This window comes from Salmonella enterica subsp. diarizonae, from assembly GCF_008692785.1.
GTDB lineage: Bacteria > Pseudomonadota > Gammaproteobacteria > Enterobacterales > Enterobacteriaceae > Salmonella > Salmonella diarizonae.
This window is the reverse complement of sequence record NZ_VXJV01000001.1, coordinates 543,027-558,570: the sequence shown is the minus strand read 5'-3', so window position 1 is coordinate 558,570 and position 15,544 is coordinate 543,027. Positions and strand designations below refer to the sequence as shown.

The following is a 15,544-nucleotide window of genomic DNA, read 5'->3' as shown; positions in this document are numbered from 1 at the left end:
GAGAGTACGTCATCGTCTGATGACGAATCTCTTATATTCAGCAAGGAAATTCATATGCGTTTGCTGCAAAACTTTACTATTCGTATGGTCATGCTGACGATACTGGGGCTTTTTTGTCTACTCTGGTCGGGGGTGGGGTTATACAGCGTCCATGCATTATCCGAAGTTTCGGAAGGAAATGATATTGACCGACATCTTGTGCGGCAAATGACAGTGCTAAGCCAGGGTAACGATCAATATTTCCGCTTTGTTACCCGCCTTAGCCGCGCGATGGATGTAAAAATCGGCGGCGGCACGCCCGATTTTGCGCCCGCTCAGCAGTCGCTCGAGAATATGCGTCAGAAGCTGGAGGAGATGAAAACGCTGTCGCCAGGGCCGATGAACCCTGATATCTCAATGGCGGTGTTGTCCAACTGGCAGACCTTGCTGGAGAAAGGCGTTATTCCTCAAATGCAACTGGCGCAGCAAGGATCGCTGACCGCCTGGAGCGAACATGCCAGTACGGTCACGCCTGCACTCAGCCGCGCGTTCGGCGCCAGCGCGGAACGGTTTAATCATGAAGCTGGCGCCATGCTGGATAACACCCGCGTGATGGTCGATGGTAAAACCTATACCATCCGCATCCTGCTTATCACGGCGGTGATTCTGGGTATTGGCATCCTGATTTTTACCGATCGCTATCTGGTTGCAATGATGGTGAAACCGCTGGAGCGCATCCGTCAGCAATTTCAGCGCATCGCGCAAGGCGATCTTAGCCAGCCGATTGAAACGTTAGGGCGTAACTGCGTAGGTCGGTTGGTGCCGCTACTGCGCGCGATGCAGGACAGTTTACGGGAAGCTGTGAGTACGATTCGCGCCGGAAGCGACAATATCTGGCGCGGCGCGACGGAAATTTCTACCGGCAATAATGATCTCTCCTCCCGAACGGAAGAACAGGCCGCCGCGTTGGAAGAGACCGCCGCCAGTATGGAACAGCTTACCGCAACGGTGAAACTGAATGCCGACCACGCCCGCCAGGCCAGCCAACTTGCGGATGCCGCCTCGGTAACGGCAGGAAAAGGCGGTGAGCTGGTTTCCGATGTGGTGGAAACGATGGATGGTATTTCCGCCAGTTCGCAGCAGATCGCCGAAATTACTACGGTGATTAATAGCATTGCTTTCCAGACCAATATTCTGGCCTTGAACGCAGCGGTAGAAGCGGCCAGAGCGGGCGAACAGGGACGCGGCTTCGCGGTGGTCGCTGGTGAGGTGCGTAATCTGGCCAGCCGCAGCGCGGGGGCGGCGAAAGAAATTGAAGCATTAATTGGCGAATCGGTACGCCGCGTAGAGCAGGGTGCGGAGCTGGTTAAAGAGACCGGAGCGACGATGGACGCTATCCTGCGCGGCGTCACAGAAGTGACGACGATAATGAAACAGATCGCGTCCGCCTCCGAAGAGCAAAGTAAAGGTATCTCTCAGGTTGGCGTGGCGATTACGCAAATGGATAGCGTTACGCAACAAAACGCCGCGCTGGTGGAGCAGGTTTCCGCGGCGGCGGCGGCGCTGGAGCGGCAGACGGAGGATTTGCAACGCTCCGTACAGCAGTTCCGGCTTTCTGCTGGTGAACCGCAACAGCGCGCAACGGCGAAAGCGGCGCCTGGCGTTCAGAGAACGGCATCAGCTTCCGCGCAGGCTACTGATGAATGGGTAGCTTTCTGATGTGAAGCAAAAAAGCGCGTAATGCGCTGGCCTTCATTTAATTAGTCGCTATGTAATTTATTATATAGCGACTGGGGAGGTCAGATGAATAATCATTTTGGGAAAGGGTTAATGGCCGGGTTGAACGCGCCATATGCATATAGCGCGCATAATGCGGTGAATTTCTGTTCTGATTATAAACGTGGCTTTATATTAGGTTTTACGCACCGTATGTTCGAAAAGACCGGCGATCGCCAACTTAGCGCGTGGGAGGCCGGAATTCTGACGCGTCGCTATGGTCTGGATAAAGAAATGGTGATGGATTTCTTTAAAGAGAATCATTCCGGGATGGCAATTCGCTTCTTTATGGCAGGTTATCGACTCGAAGGTTGATCCAACAGGGGTATTATCTTGCTTTAATTAATTACACTATTGCCTCTTCCCTTCGTTTTACTGTTCCGTCGAAGTATTATGGCGCACATAACCATAAAAAAAGTGTGGTAAATGGCGCACCGATCGCAATAACTTCTTCGCGAACAGTGCAAAATAAAAGCCAGGTCTTCGTAACGGAATAACTATAAAATGACTGGAGATAATACTCTCATCACTTCTCACGGCATTAACCGTCGTGATTTCATGAAGCTTTGTGCAGCACTGGCCGCTACTATGGGGCTCAGTAGCAAAGCCGCCGCAGAAATGGCAGAGTCGGTATCCAATCCACAGCGTCCGCCCGTTATCTGGATTGGCGCTCAGGAGTGTACCGGTTGTACCGAATCACTGCTTCGTGCTACACACCCAACCGTCGAAAATCTCGTTCTGGAGACCATCTCTCTGGAATACCACGAGGTACTTTCCGCCGCGTTCGGCCACCAGGTCGAAGAAAACAAACATCACGCTCTGGAAAAGTATAAAGGGCAATATGTTCTGGTGGTGGATGGTTCTATCCCATTAAAAGATAACGGTATCTACTGCATGGTTGCCGGCGAGCCGATTGTGGATCACATCCGCAAAGCCGCCGACGGCGCAGCCGCAATTATCGCAATCGGTTCCTGCTCGGCATGGGGCGGCGTTGCTGCGGCTGGCGTAAACCCAACCGGCGCTGTCAGCCTGCAGGAAGTCTTACCAGGCAAAACGGTTATCAATATTCCTGGTTGCCCGCCAAACCCGCATAACTTCCTGGCGACCGTCGCGCATATCATCACTTACGGCACGCCGCCGAAGCTGGATGCGAAAAATCGTCCAACCTTTGCCTATGGCCGTCTGATTCATGAGCATTGCGAACGTCGTCCGCACTTCGACGCAGGCCGTTTTGCCAAAGAATTTGGCGACGAAGGCCACCGTCAGGGCTGGTGTCTCTACCATCTTGGCTGTAAAGGGCCGGAAACCTGGGGCAACTGTTCTACGTTACAGTTCTGCGACGTCGGCGGCGTCTGGCCAGTGGCGATCGGTCATCCTTGCTATGGCTGTAACGAAGAAGGTATCGGGTTCCATAAGGGCATTCACCAGCTTGCTCATGTCGAAAACCAAACTCCGCGTTCAGAGAAACCTGACGTCAATATGAAAGAAGGCGGCAACATCTCTGCGGGTGCCGTCGGTCTGCTTGGCGGCGTAGTAGGTCTGGTTGCCGGCGTCAGCGTGATGGCGGTACGTGAACTGGGGCGTCAGCAAAAGAAAGATAACGCTGACTCACGGGGAGAATAACCGTGAACAGACGTGACTTTATTAAAGCAGCCTCCGGTGGAGCATTGCTGTTGGGCGCCGCGCCCTCCGTCAGCCATGCGGCTGCAGAAAACCGTCCGCCGATTCCAGGTTCGTTGGGAATGCTGTACGACTCCACTCTGTGCGTGGGCTGTCAGGCCTGCGTCACAAAATGTCAGGATATCAACTTCCCGGCGCGTAACCCGGAGGGGGAGCAGACCTGGTCGAACAACGACAAGCTATCGCCGTATACCAATAACATTATCCAGGTATGGCGCAGCGGCACGGGCGTGAACAAAGATCAGGAAGAGAACGGCTACGCCTACATCAAGAAACAGTGTATGCACTGCGTCGATCCTAACTGCGTTTCCGTTTGTCCGGTGTCGGCGCTGAAAAAAGATCCGAAAACCGGCATCGTCCACTATGACAAAGATGTCTGCACCGGCTGCCGTTACTGTATGGTCGCCTGTCCGTACAACGTACCTAAGTACGACTATAACAACCCGTTTGGCGCGCTTCACAAGTGTGAGTTGTGTAACCAGAAAGGCGTTGAGCGTCTGGATAAAGGCGGTCTGCCGGGGTGTGTGGAAGTTTGTCCGGCAGGGGCCGTCATTTTCGGTACTCGTGAAGAGCTGATGGCAGAAGCGAAAAAACGTCTGGCTCTCAAACCAGGCAGTGAATATCACTATCCGCGCCAGACGTTGAAAACGGACGACACCTATCTGCATACGGTGCCTAAATACTACCCGCATCTCTATGGTGAAAAAGAAGGCGGCGGTACACAGGTGCTGGTGCTGACAGGCGTTCCTTATGAAGATCTGGATCTGCCGAAGCTGGATGACCTTGCAACCGGCGCGCGCTCCGAGCATGTTCAACACACGCTTTATAAAGGCATGATACTACCCCTGGCTGCGCTGGCGGGCTTAACCGTGCTGGTTCGTCGTAATAGCAAAAACGACCATCACGATGGAGGAGACGATCATGAGTCATGATCCAAAACCGCTGGGCGGGAAAATCATCAGTAAGCCGGTCATTATCTTTGGGCCGTTAATCGTCCTGTGTATGCTTCTTATCGTGAAGCGTCTGGTCTTCGGGTTGGGTTCCGTTTCCGACCTGAACGGTGGTTTCCCGTGGGGCGTCTGGATTGCCTTTGACCTGTTGATCGGCACCGGCTTTGCCTGCGGCGGTTGGGCGTTGGCATGGGCGGTGTATGTCTTTAACCGTGGGCAATACCATCCGTTGGTGCGCCCGGCGTTGCTGGCAAGCCTGTTTGGCTACTCGCTGGGTGGCCTGTCGATCACTATCGACGTTGGTCGTTACTGGAACCTGCCGTATTTCTACATTCCGGGTCACTTCAACGTGAACTCGGTACTGTTTGAGACGGCGGTCTGTATGACTATCTACATCGGTGTGATGGCGCTGGAGTTTGCGCCTGCCCTGTTTGAACGTCTGGGCTGGAAAGTCTCGCTCAAGCGTCTGAACAAGGTGATGTTCTTTATTATCGCACTGGGCGCGCTGCTGCCGACGATGCACCAGTCCTCAATGGGTTCATTGATGATCTCGGCGGGTTATAAAGTGCATCCTCTATGGCAAAGCTATGAAATGCTGCCGCTGTTCTCGGTTCTGACCGCGTTTATCATGGGCTTCTCCATTGTCATATTTGAGGGTTCGTTGGTTCAGGCAGGTCTGAAAGGAAACGGTCCTGACGAGAAAAATTTGTTTATTAAGCTGACAAATACCATCAGCGTGCTGTTGGCGATTTTCGTCGTCCTGCGCTTTGGCGAACTGATTTATCGCGATAAACTGTCCTATGCGTTTGCCGGCGATTTTTACTCCGCCATGTTCTGGATTGAAGTCGTCCTGATGGTCTTCCCGTTAGTGGTGCTGCGTGTGGCGAAACTGCGTAATGACTCTCGTATGCTGTACCTGTCGGCGTTGAGCGCGCTGTTGGGCTGCGCGACGTGGCGTCTGACCTATTCGCTGGTGGCATTCAACCCGGGCGGCGGCTACCACTACTTCCCAACCTGGGAAGAACTGTTGATTTCTATTGGTTTTGTGGCTATTGAGATTTGTGCATACATCGTACTCATTCGTCTACTGCCGATACTTCCTCCTTTAAAACAAAACGATCATAATCGTCATGAGGCGAGCAAAGCATGAGCCAGAGAATTACTATTGATCCGGTAACCCGTATTGAGGGTCATTTACGCATTGACTGCGAAATTGAGAACGGCGTCGTATCCAAAGCATGGGCGTCCGGCACCATGTGGCGCGGTATGGAAGAGATCGTGAAGAACCGCGATCCGCGCGATGCGTGGATGATTGTGCAGCGTATTTGCGGCGTTTGTACGACAACCCACGCAATTTCCTCCGTTCGTGCGGCGGAAAGCGCGCTGAATATCGATGTTCCCGTCAACGCGCAGTATATCCGTAATATTATTCTGGCGGCGCATACCACCCATGACCACATTGTCCATTTCTACCAGCTCTCTGCGCTGGACTGGGTGGACATTACCTCTGCGCTGAAAGCCGATCCGGCAAAAGCTTCCGCGATGCTTGATGGCGTGTCGAGCTGGCACCTGAACAGCGCGCAAGAGTTCACGAAAGTTCAGAACAAGATCAAGGATCTTGTCGCCAGCGGTCAGTTGGGTATTTTCGCCAATGGCTACTGGGGACACCCGGCAATGCAGTTACCGCCGGAGGTCAACCTGATTGCGGTCGCCCACTATCTACAGGCGCTGGAATGTCAGCGTGACGCTAACCGCGTGGTGGCGTTGCTGGGCGGTAAATCGCCGCATATCCAGAACCTGGCGGTCGGTGGGGTGGCGAACCCGATCAATCTCGACAGCATCGCTACGCTGAACCTTGAACGCCTGATGTATATCAAATCGTTTATCGATAAGCTGAGCGATTTTGTCGAGCAGGTGTATAAAGTGGATACCGCGGTCATCGCGGCCTACTATCCGGAATGGCTGGAGCGCGGCAAAGGTGCGGTGAACTACCTGAGCGCGCCGGAATTTCCGACCGACGGTAAAAACGGCAGCTTCCTATTCCCTGGCGGCTACATCACCAATGCCGATCTATCGACCTGGCGTCCGATCACCTCTCACTCCGACGAGTTCCTGATTAAAGGTATTCAGGAGAGCGCGAAGCACGCCTGGTATAAAGATGAAGCGCCGCAGGCGCCGTGGGAAGGCACCACGATTCCGGCTTACGACGGTTGGTCGGATGACGGTAAATACTCATGGGTCAAGTCGCCGACATTCTACGGCAAAACCGTAGAAGTCGGGCCGCTGGCAAACATGCTGTGTAAGCTGGCCGCCGGTCGTGAATCCACGCAGACTAAGCTCAATGAAATCATTGCGCTTTATCAGAAGCTGACCGGCAAAACGCTGGAAATGGCTCAACTTCACTCTACGCTGGGTCGTATCATCGGGCGTACCGTTCACTGTTGTGAACTGCAAAATGTATTGCAGGATCAATACAATGCGCTGATTGTGAATATCGGCAAAGGCGATTACACCACTTTTGTGAAGCCGAACATTCCGGCGACAGGCGAGTTCAAAGGCGTGGGTTTCCTGGAGGCGCCGCGCGGTATGCTGTCTCACTGGATGGTGATTAAAGACGGCATTATCAGTAACTATCAGGCGGTGGTGCCATCGACCTGGAACTCAGGTCCGCGTAACTTCAACGATGACGTGGGGCCGTACGAACAGTCGCTGGTCGGCACGCCGATCGCCGATCCGGCTAAGCCGCTGGAAGTGGTACGTACGATTCACTCCTTCGACCCTTGCATGGCGTGCGCGGTGCACGTGGTGGACGCCGATGGCAATGAAGTCGTCTCGGTGAAGGTTTTGTAATGCGGATATTAGTCTTAGGGGTCGGCAATATTTTGCTGACCGATGAAGCCATCGGGGTGCGTATTGTTGAAGCGTTAGAGCAACGATACACCCTGCCGGATTTCGTTGAGATTCTGGATGGCGGTACGGCGGGAATGGAACTTCTTGGCGATATGGCGAGTCGGGATCATTTGATCATTGCCGACGCCATCGTGTCGAAAAAGAACGCGCCGGGAACCATTATGGTACTGCGCGACGATGAAGTTCCGGCGCTGTTCACCAACAAAATTTCCCCCCATCAGCTTGGACTGGCCGACGTATTGTCGGCCCTCCGCTTTACCGGCGAGTTTCCGAAGAAACTGACCCTGGTCGGCGTTATTCCACAGTCGCTGGAACCGCACATCGGCTTAACGCCAACCGTAGAAGCGATGATTGAACCTGCGCTTGAGCAGGTTCTTGCCGCGCTGCGTGAATCCGGCGTGGAAGCAATTCCTAAGGAGACGGCGCATGTCTGAAGCGTTTTCGGGATTCGACACGGCGCCCGTCGCCCGGGTTCAGGCGGCGTTTGAAGAGATAGCCCATCGTTCGATGCACGATCTTTCGTTTCTGCATCCGAATATGCCGGTGCATGTCTCTGATTTTACGTTGTTTGAAGGGCAATGGACGGGCGTGGTAATTACGCCGTGGATGTTGAGCGCGTTAATCTTCCCTGGCCCGGACCAGATCTGGCCGGTGCGTACCATCGGTGAAAAACTCGGTCTGCAACTGCCTTATGGCACGATGACCTTTACCGTTGGCGAACTGGAAGGCATTTCGCAATATCTCGCCTGCTCGTTGATGTCGCCGCTTTCCCGTAGTCTGTCGCCGGAAGAGGGCGTCCGGCTGGCGGATGACTGCGCGCGAATGCTGTTATCCCTACCGGTAAGCAATCCTGATGCGCCGCAGACAAGCCGACGTGCGTTGCTGTTTGGCCGTCGGAGCTGTGAGAATGCATGAGCTGTCCCTTTGCCAAAGCGCCGTTGAAATTATCCAACAGCAGGCAGAACAGCACGGTGTGGCGCGCGTCACCGGCGTATGGCTGGAGATAGGTGCGCTTTCGTGCGTTGAAGAGCGCGCGGTTCGTTTCAGCTTTGACATCGCCTGCCAGGGGACTTTAGCGCAAGGGTGCGAATTGCACATCGACTACAGACCGGCCCAGGCCTGGTGCTGGGATTGCAGTCAGGTGGTGGAAATTCTCAGGCATGACGCGCAATGTCCGCATTGCCATGGCGATCGCCTGCGGGTGGATACCGGTGATTCGTTGAAAGTAAAAAGTATTGAGGTCGAATAACCCGCATTTTATTTCAGGTGGTTAATTATGTGTATTGGCGTCCCCGGTCAGGTGCTGGCCGTCGGTGATGATATTCACCAGCTTGCGCAGGTGGAAGTGTGTGGCATCAAACGTGATGTTAATATTGCTCTGATTTGTGAAGGTAAGCCAGCCGAGCTGGTAGGGCAATGGGTATTGGTACACGTTGGTTTTGCGATGAGCATCATTGACGAAGACGAAGCGAAAGCCACGTTAGATGCGCTGCGCCGCATGGAGTATGACATCACCAGCGCGTAATCTCTTAATCACCTCTATTATATCGCTCTATAATCGTTGTATAATTATTTATATATCGATTGTGGGGCGAAACCTATGAATAAATTTTTGCGCCAGCTCTCTCTGCTGGCGTTGCTTTTTTGCTGGCCGTTAATGTCACAGGCGGCGCGTACTTTTACCGATCAAATTGGCCGCCAGGTCACGGTTCCGGATACCGTGGGCAGAGTGGTGGTGCTCCAGCATCAAACGCTCAATCTCCTTGTACAGATGAATGCCACTGACAAAATCGTTGGGGTCATGGCGAACTGGAAGCAGCAATTAGGCGATGGCTATGCGCGTCTGGCGCCGGAACTGGCGCAAAAAGCCTCGCTGGGCGATCTAACGCACGTTGATCCTGAAAAACTGGTGGCGCTGCACCCGCAGGTGGTGTTTGTCACGAATTACGCTCCGCAGGAGATGATCGACAAGATCAGCCGTCTTGGTATTCCGGTGGTGGCGATTTCGCTGCGCCATGATGTTGCTGGCGAGCAGGCTAAAATGAACCCGACCATAGCGGATGAGGAGCAGGCTTACGATCGTGGACTGCGTGAAGGAATCGCTCTGATTGGCGATATCGTCAATAAACCGCAGGAGGCGAAAGCGCTGATTGAGGCGATGGATAAAGGTCGCAAGATGGTCAGTGACCGTTTGCAGTCGGTTCCTGAAAATAAGCGGGTTCGCGCCTATATGGCGAATCCGGAATTGACCACTTACGGTTCCGGTAAATATACCGGTCTGATGATGGCCCATGCGGGGGCGCTCAATGTGGCGGCATCCACCGTGAAGGGGTTTAAGCAGATAACACTGGAGCAGGTGATCGCCTGGGATCCGCAGGTGATCTTTGTCCAGAATCGCTATCCAAAGGTCGTCAATGAGATCCTGCAAAGTCCCCAGTGGCAGGTCATTGACGCGGTGAAGTATCATCGGGTTTACCTGATGCCGGATTATGCCAAAGCCTGGGGATATCCGATGCCGGAGGCGGTGGGAATCGGCGAACTGTGGATGGCGAAAAAGCTCTATCCGGAAAAATTCCACGATATTGACATGCAAAAGGCTGCTAACGACTGGTATCAACGTTTTTACCGTACTGACTATCAGGGCGTCCAGTGATGCGAATACTGGCAGCGGGGAGTTTGCGTGCCGTCTGGCCGCAGCTAATGGCAGCGTTTCAGGCGGATGCGGTATGTGATTTCGGTCCGGCGGGGCTGTTACGTGAACGTATCGAAGCGGGCGAAGCGTGCGACTTTTTTGCTTCGGCGAACCTGGCGCATCCGCAGGCGCTGCTGGAGACCGGGCGGGCGCTGCGGATCGCGCGTTTTACGACGAACCGTTTGTGTCTGAGCGTGCGGGCGCAGGCGATGCGTGAAGGCGAGGACTGGCTGTCGCTATTAACCCGGCGGGATCTGCGGATCGGTACATCAACAGCAGGTTGCGATCCTTCCGGCGATTATACGCAGCAGCTTTTTTCGCGTATGGGCAACGAGGGCGAAGTGGTCCGAAAACGCGCGGTAGCGCTGGTTGGCGGCAGGCAGACTTTGCCGTTACCGGCGGGCCGGCTGGCGGCGGAATGGCTCATCAATCATGATTACACCGATATCTTTATCGGCTATGCCAGCTATGCTCCCCGTCTGCGGCGGGTTAATTCGCTGCGAGTGGTTGATATCCCGGAACCTTATAATCCCGTGGCTGAATATGGCTTTACCTGCCTGAGCGAGCAGGGAAAAACGCTTGCCGACTTTTTGCTGTCGCCACGAGCGAGGTTAATTCTCATGCAACATGGGTTTAGTTAAACGCCGAATATCACAAACGCGCAGGGTTGATAAGCGAAGGCTATCAGGCAATACAATGCCGGATGGCGACATCAAAATCTGATCCGGCATCATGGCTTAGCTCTGACGTTTGTCTTCGGTATTGGTATCAAAGTCGCTGGCGTCATGGCGTTCGTGAAGCTGTTCGTTCAACGGTCCGTTGGTCCGGTTGACGATGCGCCCCCGCTTTACCGCCGGACGTTCGGCTACTTGTTTCGCCCAGCGTTGCACGTTTTGATAACTGCCGGCATCCAGAAACTCCGCTGCATCATAGACATTCCCCAGCACCACGTTGCCAAACCACGGCCAGATTGCCATATCGGCAATGGTGTACTCCTCTCCCGCGACATACGGGTTGTGAGCTAACTGCTTATCCAGCACGTCCAGCAGACGCTTGGCTTCCATGGTGAAGCGATTAATGGCGTACTCAATTTTTACCGGCGCATAATGATAGAAATGACCGAAACCGCCGCCGAGAAACGGCGCCGCGCCCTGTAGCCAGAACAACCAGTTAAGGGTTTCTGTGCGCTTAGCCAGATCCTGCGGCAGGAAATGGCCAAACTTATCCGCCAGATAAACAAGAATCGCGCCCGACTCAAAAACCCGAATTGGCGGGTTGTGTGAGTTATCGCGCAGCGCTGGGATTTTTGAGTTCGGATTGATGTCAACAAAGCCGCTGGAGAACTGATCGCCCTCACCGATGCGAATCAACCAGGCGTCATATTCGGTGCCGCTTACACCCTGTGCCAGGAGTTCTTCCAGCATAATGGTCACTTTCTGGCCGTTAGGCGTTCCCAGCGAGTAGAGCTGTAACGGATGTTTGCCGACGGGCAGCGTTTTGTCGTGCGTCGGGCCGGAAACCGGGCGATTAATGTTAGCGAACGCGCCGCCGCCGGATTTATCCCACGTCCAGACTTTTGCGGGTTGATAAGTATTATCTGCCATATTGACCTGCCTTCAGAGTGGTGGTGTTGAAGCAGTGTAGCAGTTTGCTAACCGGACATTTAACCGATTGGGACATTCCGGCGAGTGAAATTTTAACCTTCTGGCCTCAGTGTGCCTTATTGAGGTGTATGATTATGTCGACCTCTGTCCGGTTAGTGTCACAGAGCAGACAATCAGAGCGAAATCACGCCAGGCTGCTCAGGCGGTATTGTTTTGAGGTAAGGTGCATGAGCAAAGGAACCACCAGTCAGGATGCCCCCTTCGGGACATTATTGGGCTATGCCCCCGGCGGCGTAGCGATCTACTCTTCAGATTACAGTTCCCTCGATCCGCGGGACGACGACGACGCAGCTTTTCGTAGCTACATCGACGATGAATACATGGGGCATAAATGGCAGTGCGTGGAATTTGCCCGCCGTTTTCTCTTTCTGAATTATGGCGTTGTTTTTACTGACGTTGGCATGGCCTGGGAAATCTTCTCGCTGCGTTTTCTGCGCGAGGTCGTGAATGACAATATTTTGCCATTGCAGGCCTTCCCGAACGGTTCGCCGCGCGCGCCGGAGGCCGGGGCGCTGCTCATCTGGCAAAAGGGCGGCGAGTTTAACGAAACCGGTCACGTCGCGATTATCACCCAACTCCTGGATAACAAAATTCGTATTGCTGAGCAAAACGTTGTCCACACGCCATTGCCGCCAGGGCAGCAATGGACTCGCGAACTGGAAATGGTAGTAGAAAACGGGTGTTACACCCTGCGCGACACTTTTGATGACACGACGATTTTAGGCTGGATGATCCAGACCGACGACACGCAATACAGTTTGTCACAGCCTGACATCGCTAATCAGTCGCTGGCGATTCGCGGCGCAAGGCTGCCAGAGAAAGGTCAGTTTGACGGTCAGTGGCTGGATGAGCGCGATCCGTTACAAAAAGCCTATGTACAGGCGAACGGACACGTTATCAATCAGGACCCGTACCAGTATTTTACGATCACCGAGAGCGCCGAACAGGAGCTTATCAAAGCGACCAATGAGTTGCATTTGATGTACCTGCACGCCACAGACAAAGTCTTAAAAGACGATAATCTGCTGGCGCTATTCGATATCCCTAAAATTCTTTGGCCGCGCCTGCGTCTCTCCTGGCAGCGCCGTCGTCATCATATGATCACCGGTCGTATGGATTTCTGCATGGATGAACGTGGGCTGAAAGTCTATGAATACAATGCCGATTCCGCATCATGCCATACCGAAGCGGGATTAATTCTCGAAAAATGGGCTGAGCAGGGCTATACCGGTAAGGGGCATAACCCGGCGGAGGGCTTAATTAATGAGCTGGCAGGTGCCTGGAAACACAGTAAAGCGCGTCCTTTTGTCCATATCATGCAGGATGATGATATCGAGGAGGACTATCACGCGCAGTTTATGCAGCAGGCGCTGTATCAGGCCGGTTTCGCGAGCAAAATTCTCCGCGGGCTGGGCGAGCTGCGTTGGGATGAAGCCGGGCAGTTGATCGATGGCGACGGACGGCTGGTTAATTGTGTCTGGAAAACCTGGGCGTGGGAAACGGCGATGGAGCAGATACGCGAAGTCAGCGAGACGGAGTACGCCGCAGTGCCTATTCGTACCGGGCACCCGGAAAATGAAGTCCGGCTGATTGATGTATTACTGCGCCCGGAAGTGTTGGTGTTTGAACCGCTGTGGACGGTTATCCCGGGTAACAAAGCGATCCTGCCTATCCTGTGGTCGCTCTTCCCGCATCATCGCTATCTGCTCGACACGGATTTTACCGTTAACGATGAGCTGGTGCAGACCGGCTATGCGGTAAAACCGATTGCCGGACGTTGCGGTAGTAATATTGATCTGGTGAGCCATCAGGAAGAACTCCTGGATAAAACCAGCGGCAAGTTCGCCACGCAGAAAAATATCTATCAGCAGTTGTGGTGCCTGCCGAAGGTCGCCGGGAAGTATATTCAGGTCTGTACGTTTACCGTGGGCGGTAACTACGGCGGTACGTGCCTGCGCGGCGATGATTCATTAGTCATTAAAAAAGAGAGCGATATTGAACCGTTAATCGTCATCAAAGCGTAACGGGGTCATTCTTGTCGGGATATCGGCGTTGGTGCCGATATCCCGCCTGCTGTGTTTACCAACGAACGGCTATCAGCTCGTCATTTACTGGTAACATATGAGAAATAATAACACAAATTATTCTTAACTTTTCTGGCGCAGGCGGCGACGCTAGCCGCGTTGGCGCATACGTTTCCTGATTTTCGTCTAATCGGTATTTTTTGCGGCCGATTACGCCGCCCCCATCCCTTTGGATTTAGGTCATGCCTGTTTAGCTGATAAACGGACAACACAATATATTGACGAGTTCAAATGACATTATTAGTCATATAAAAAGTTTACGTTAGGTTATTTTTCTATTCCAAAAATTTGTGTTTAAACCCTATCTGTAATTCTTAGATAAACCTGTAAATAAACAGAAATAAATGCTGTTAATTATTATTTATGCCTCCTTTTTTGCCTTGTAAGCGATATTTTTGTGTAAAGTAAAGCTACTTGTAGTATCGCTGTTAATGGCATTGTTGAATAATTTACTCTGTAATTATTTAAGTTTAGTGGACGTTTTGTCTTATTCTATAGAACGGACGATTATGGCAGATGACATCCGATTTTTCATTATGTTAGCATGAGTTGATAATACTTTATCCAGGCATAGATCAGGATGTCCACATATAATAAGGAGAATGGTATATGTTTAAAAAAGTATTAGGCTTGCGCCACTGGAATAATAATGTTGTAAAAATACCGCCGCCAGCAGAATCTGGCGCTAATGCGTCTGACGTGGTGATGGATACTCCTGAGCCTTATGAGCGGATACTGTGCCAAAAAATTCTGATGGGGATCTCGACGATCGATATCATTCGTAATGCCATCATCAAGTCCTGTGAGCAGCTAAACATTGAAAAAGAACGCATTAATGAACTTAACGAACAGAATGATAAAGCCAGAAGTTCATTAAAATCGCTCGTGGAATTCATCACTGAAATTGGCACGACTTCATCGGATATTGGCTGTCGTATGGGCGACTTAAATACCTCCTTAACGCAAATTAATGCGTGTATTAAAGAGATACAGAAGATCGCTAACCAGACCAACCTGATAGCGATTAACTCCGCGATCGAGGCCGCGCGTGTAGGGGATGCCGGGCGTGGTTTTAGCGTTATTTCGAAAGAAGTGAAAAACCTGTCCGAAGATGTTAAACACAGTTCGAAAAGCGTTAGTACGCTAACCTCTGTAATCAAAGATAATACGGCCAGAGTGAGTGAGGTGCTGGATAACCAACAACCAGTTATTGATAATATTACGACTAATATAAATCAAATTGTGGAGTCTATTGGCATCGTCATTGATAAATCGCTGAGCATGAAATCGGTCATGCAGTACATCTCTACGGTGCAGTTTTTGAATATTGTTAAAGTTGACCATGTTATCTGGAAAATGGAAGTCTACAAGTTACTCTTAAATAAAGACATAAACAGTAAAATAACGATGCACGATCAGTGCCGGCTGGGGAAATGGTACTACGGTTTTGAAGGACAGCAGTTTAGCAACTACTACAGTTTCCGTAGTCTGGAAGCGCCACATAAAGAGGTGCATACCGCTGGTCACTCTGCGCTGAACTATTTTACCGCAGGCGATATGAATGCGATGTCGCAAGAACTCGACAGAATGGAGCGTTCCAGTAATGAAGTTGTTAACCAACTGGAAATGCTGGCTGTCGATTTATTAAAAGAAACCACACCGTGAAGCCATGAGTTATTGCCGTATAGCTAACAGGAGCCATCATCGACAGGACTGAGGTATCACACTTTCTGCACTCGAGTTATTCCGAACAGAGAAAAGAAGCATGACGCAGAAGATGGCTGTGTTTGTTCACCCGAATCACTTACC

At 52.2% G+C, this 15,544-nt stretch carries 15 protein-coding genes; 14 read left to right on the top strand and 1 reads right to left on the bottom strand.

Annotated elements, in window-relative coordinates:
* Positions 1-54: 54 nt before the first annotated feature.
* From F4V72_RS02705 to F4V72_RS02650, 12 genes are all read left to right on the top strand, one after another.
* Positions 55-1,698, top strand: a complete 1,644-nt coding sequence (locus tag F4V72_RS02705) for a methyl-accepting chemotaxis protein (RefSeq protein ID WP_063390829.1) — start codon at positions 55-57, stop codon at positions 1,696-1,698.
* 84 nt (positions 1,699-1,782) lie between these two features.
* Positions 1,783-2,070, top strand: a complete 288-nt coding sequence (locus F4V72_RS02700) for a DUF2623 family protein (protein ID WP_053508201.1) — start codon at positions 1,783-1,785, stop codon at positions 2,068-2,070.
* 189 nt (positions 2,071-2,259) lie between these two features.
* Positions 2,260-3,378: a hydrogenase 2 small subunit gene (hybO, locus tag F4V72_RS02695; protein ID WP_023248548.1), complete on the top strand. Its 1,119-nt coding sequence runs from the start codon at positions 2,260-2,262 to the stop codon at positions 3,376-3,378.
* 2 nt (positions 3,379-3,380) lie between these two features.
* Positions 3,381-4,367, top strand: a complete 987-nt coding sequence (gene hybA, locus F4V72_RS02690) for a hydrogenase 2 operon protein HybA (RefSeq protein ID WP_023248547.1) — start codon at positions 3,381-3,383, stop codon at positions 4,365-4,367.
* Complete coding sequence (gene hybB / locus F4V72_RS02685; RefSeq protein ID WP_023248546.1) at positions 4,357-5,535, top strand: Ni/Fe-hydrogenase cytochrome b subunit; 1,179 nt, start codon at positions 4,357-4,359, stop codon at positions 5,533-5,535. The genes hybA and hybB overlap by 11 nt, the downstream gene beginning before the upstream one ends.
* A complete protein-coding gene (gene hybC, locus F4V72_RS02680; RefSeq protein WP_136057998.1) occupies positions 5,532-7,235 on the top strand; it encodes a hydrogenase 2 large subunit in 1,704 nt (567 codons plus the stop codon). Before hybB ends, hybC begins: the two co-directional genes overlap by 4 nt.
* Complete coding sequence (locus F4V72_RS02675) at positions 7,235-7,729, top strand: HyaD/HybD family hydrogenase maturation endopeptidase (RefSeq protein ID WP_001221962.1); 495 nt, start codon at positions 7,235-7,237, stop codon at positions 7,727-7,729. Before hybC ends, F4V72_RS02675 begins: the two co-directional genes overlap by 1 nt.
* Entirely contained in the window at positions 7,722-8,210 is a 489-nt protein-coding gene (hybE, locus tag F4V72_RS02670) for a hydrogenase-2 assembly chaperone (RefSeq protein WP_023248543.1), read from the top strand. Before F4V72_RS02675 ends, hybE begins: the two co-directional genes overlap by 8 nt.
* Positions 8,203-8,544, top strand: a complete 342-nt coding sequence (gene hypA, locus F4V72_RS02665) for a hydrogenase maturation nickel metallochaperone HypA (RefSeq protein WP_000544945.1) — start codon at positions 8,203-8,205, stop codon at positions 8,542-8,544. The genes hybE and hypA overlap by 8 nt, the downstream gene beginning before the upstream one ends.
* A gap of 27 nt (positions 8,545-8,571) precedes the next feature.
* On the top strand, positions 8,572-8,820 hold the full coding sequence (hybG, locus tag F4V72_RS02660; protein WP_000334891.1) for a hydrogenase maturation factor HybG: 249 nt from the start codon (positions 8,572-8,574) through the stop codon (positions 8,818-8,820).
* 75 nt (positions 8,821-8,895) lie between these two features.
* Positions 8,896-9,948, top strand: coding sequence for an ABC transporter substrate-binding protein (locus F4V72_RS02655; protein WP_079836337.1), 1,053 nt, complete (start codon positions 8,896-8,898; stop codon positions 9,946-9,948).
* Positions 9,948-10,628, top strand: a complete 681-nt coding sequence (locus tag F4V72_RS02650) for a molybdate ABC transporter substrate-binding protein (protein ID WP_136058599.1) — start codon at positions 9,948-9,950, stop codon at positions 10,626-10,628. Before F4V72_RS02655 ends, F4V72_RS02650 begins: the two co-directional genes overlap by 1 nt.
* Before the next feature lie 96 nt (positions 10,629-10,724).
* Here F4V72_RS02650 and yghU read toward each other — a convergent pair whose 3' ends face one another.
* Complete coding sequence (yghU, locus tag F4V72_RS02645) at positions 10,725-11,591, bottom strand: glutathione-dependent disulfide-bond oxidoreductase (protein ID WP_063390826.1); 867 nt, start codon at positions 11,589-11,591, stop codon at positions 10,725-10,727.
* 227 nt (positions 11,592-11,818) lie between these two features.
* On the opposite strand from yghU, the gene gss reads away from it, so the two are divergent.
* Both gss and F4V72_RS02635 read left to right on the top strand, forming a co-directional pair.
* On the top strand, positions 11,819-13,675 hold the full coding sequence (gene gss / locus F4V72_RS02640; RefSeq protein ID WP_053508190.1) for a bifunctional glutathionylspermidine amidase/synthase: 1,857 nt from the start codon (positions 11,819-11,821) through the stop codon (positions 13,673-13,675).
* A gap of 669 nt (positions 13,676-14,344) precedes the next feature.
* On the top strand, positions 14,345-15,400 hold the full coding sequence (locus F4V72_RS02635) for a methyl-accepting chemotaxis protein (protein WP_023248538.1): 1,056 nt from the start codon (positions 14,345-14,347) through the stop codon (positions 15,398-15,400).
* Positions 15,401-15,544 lie beyond the last annotated feature (144 nt).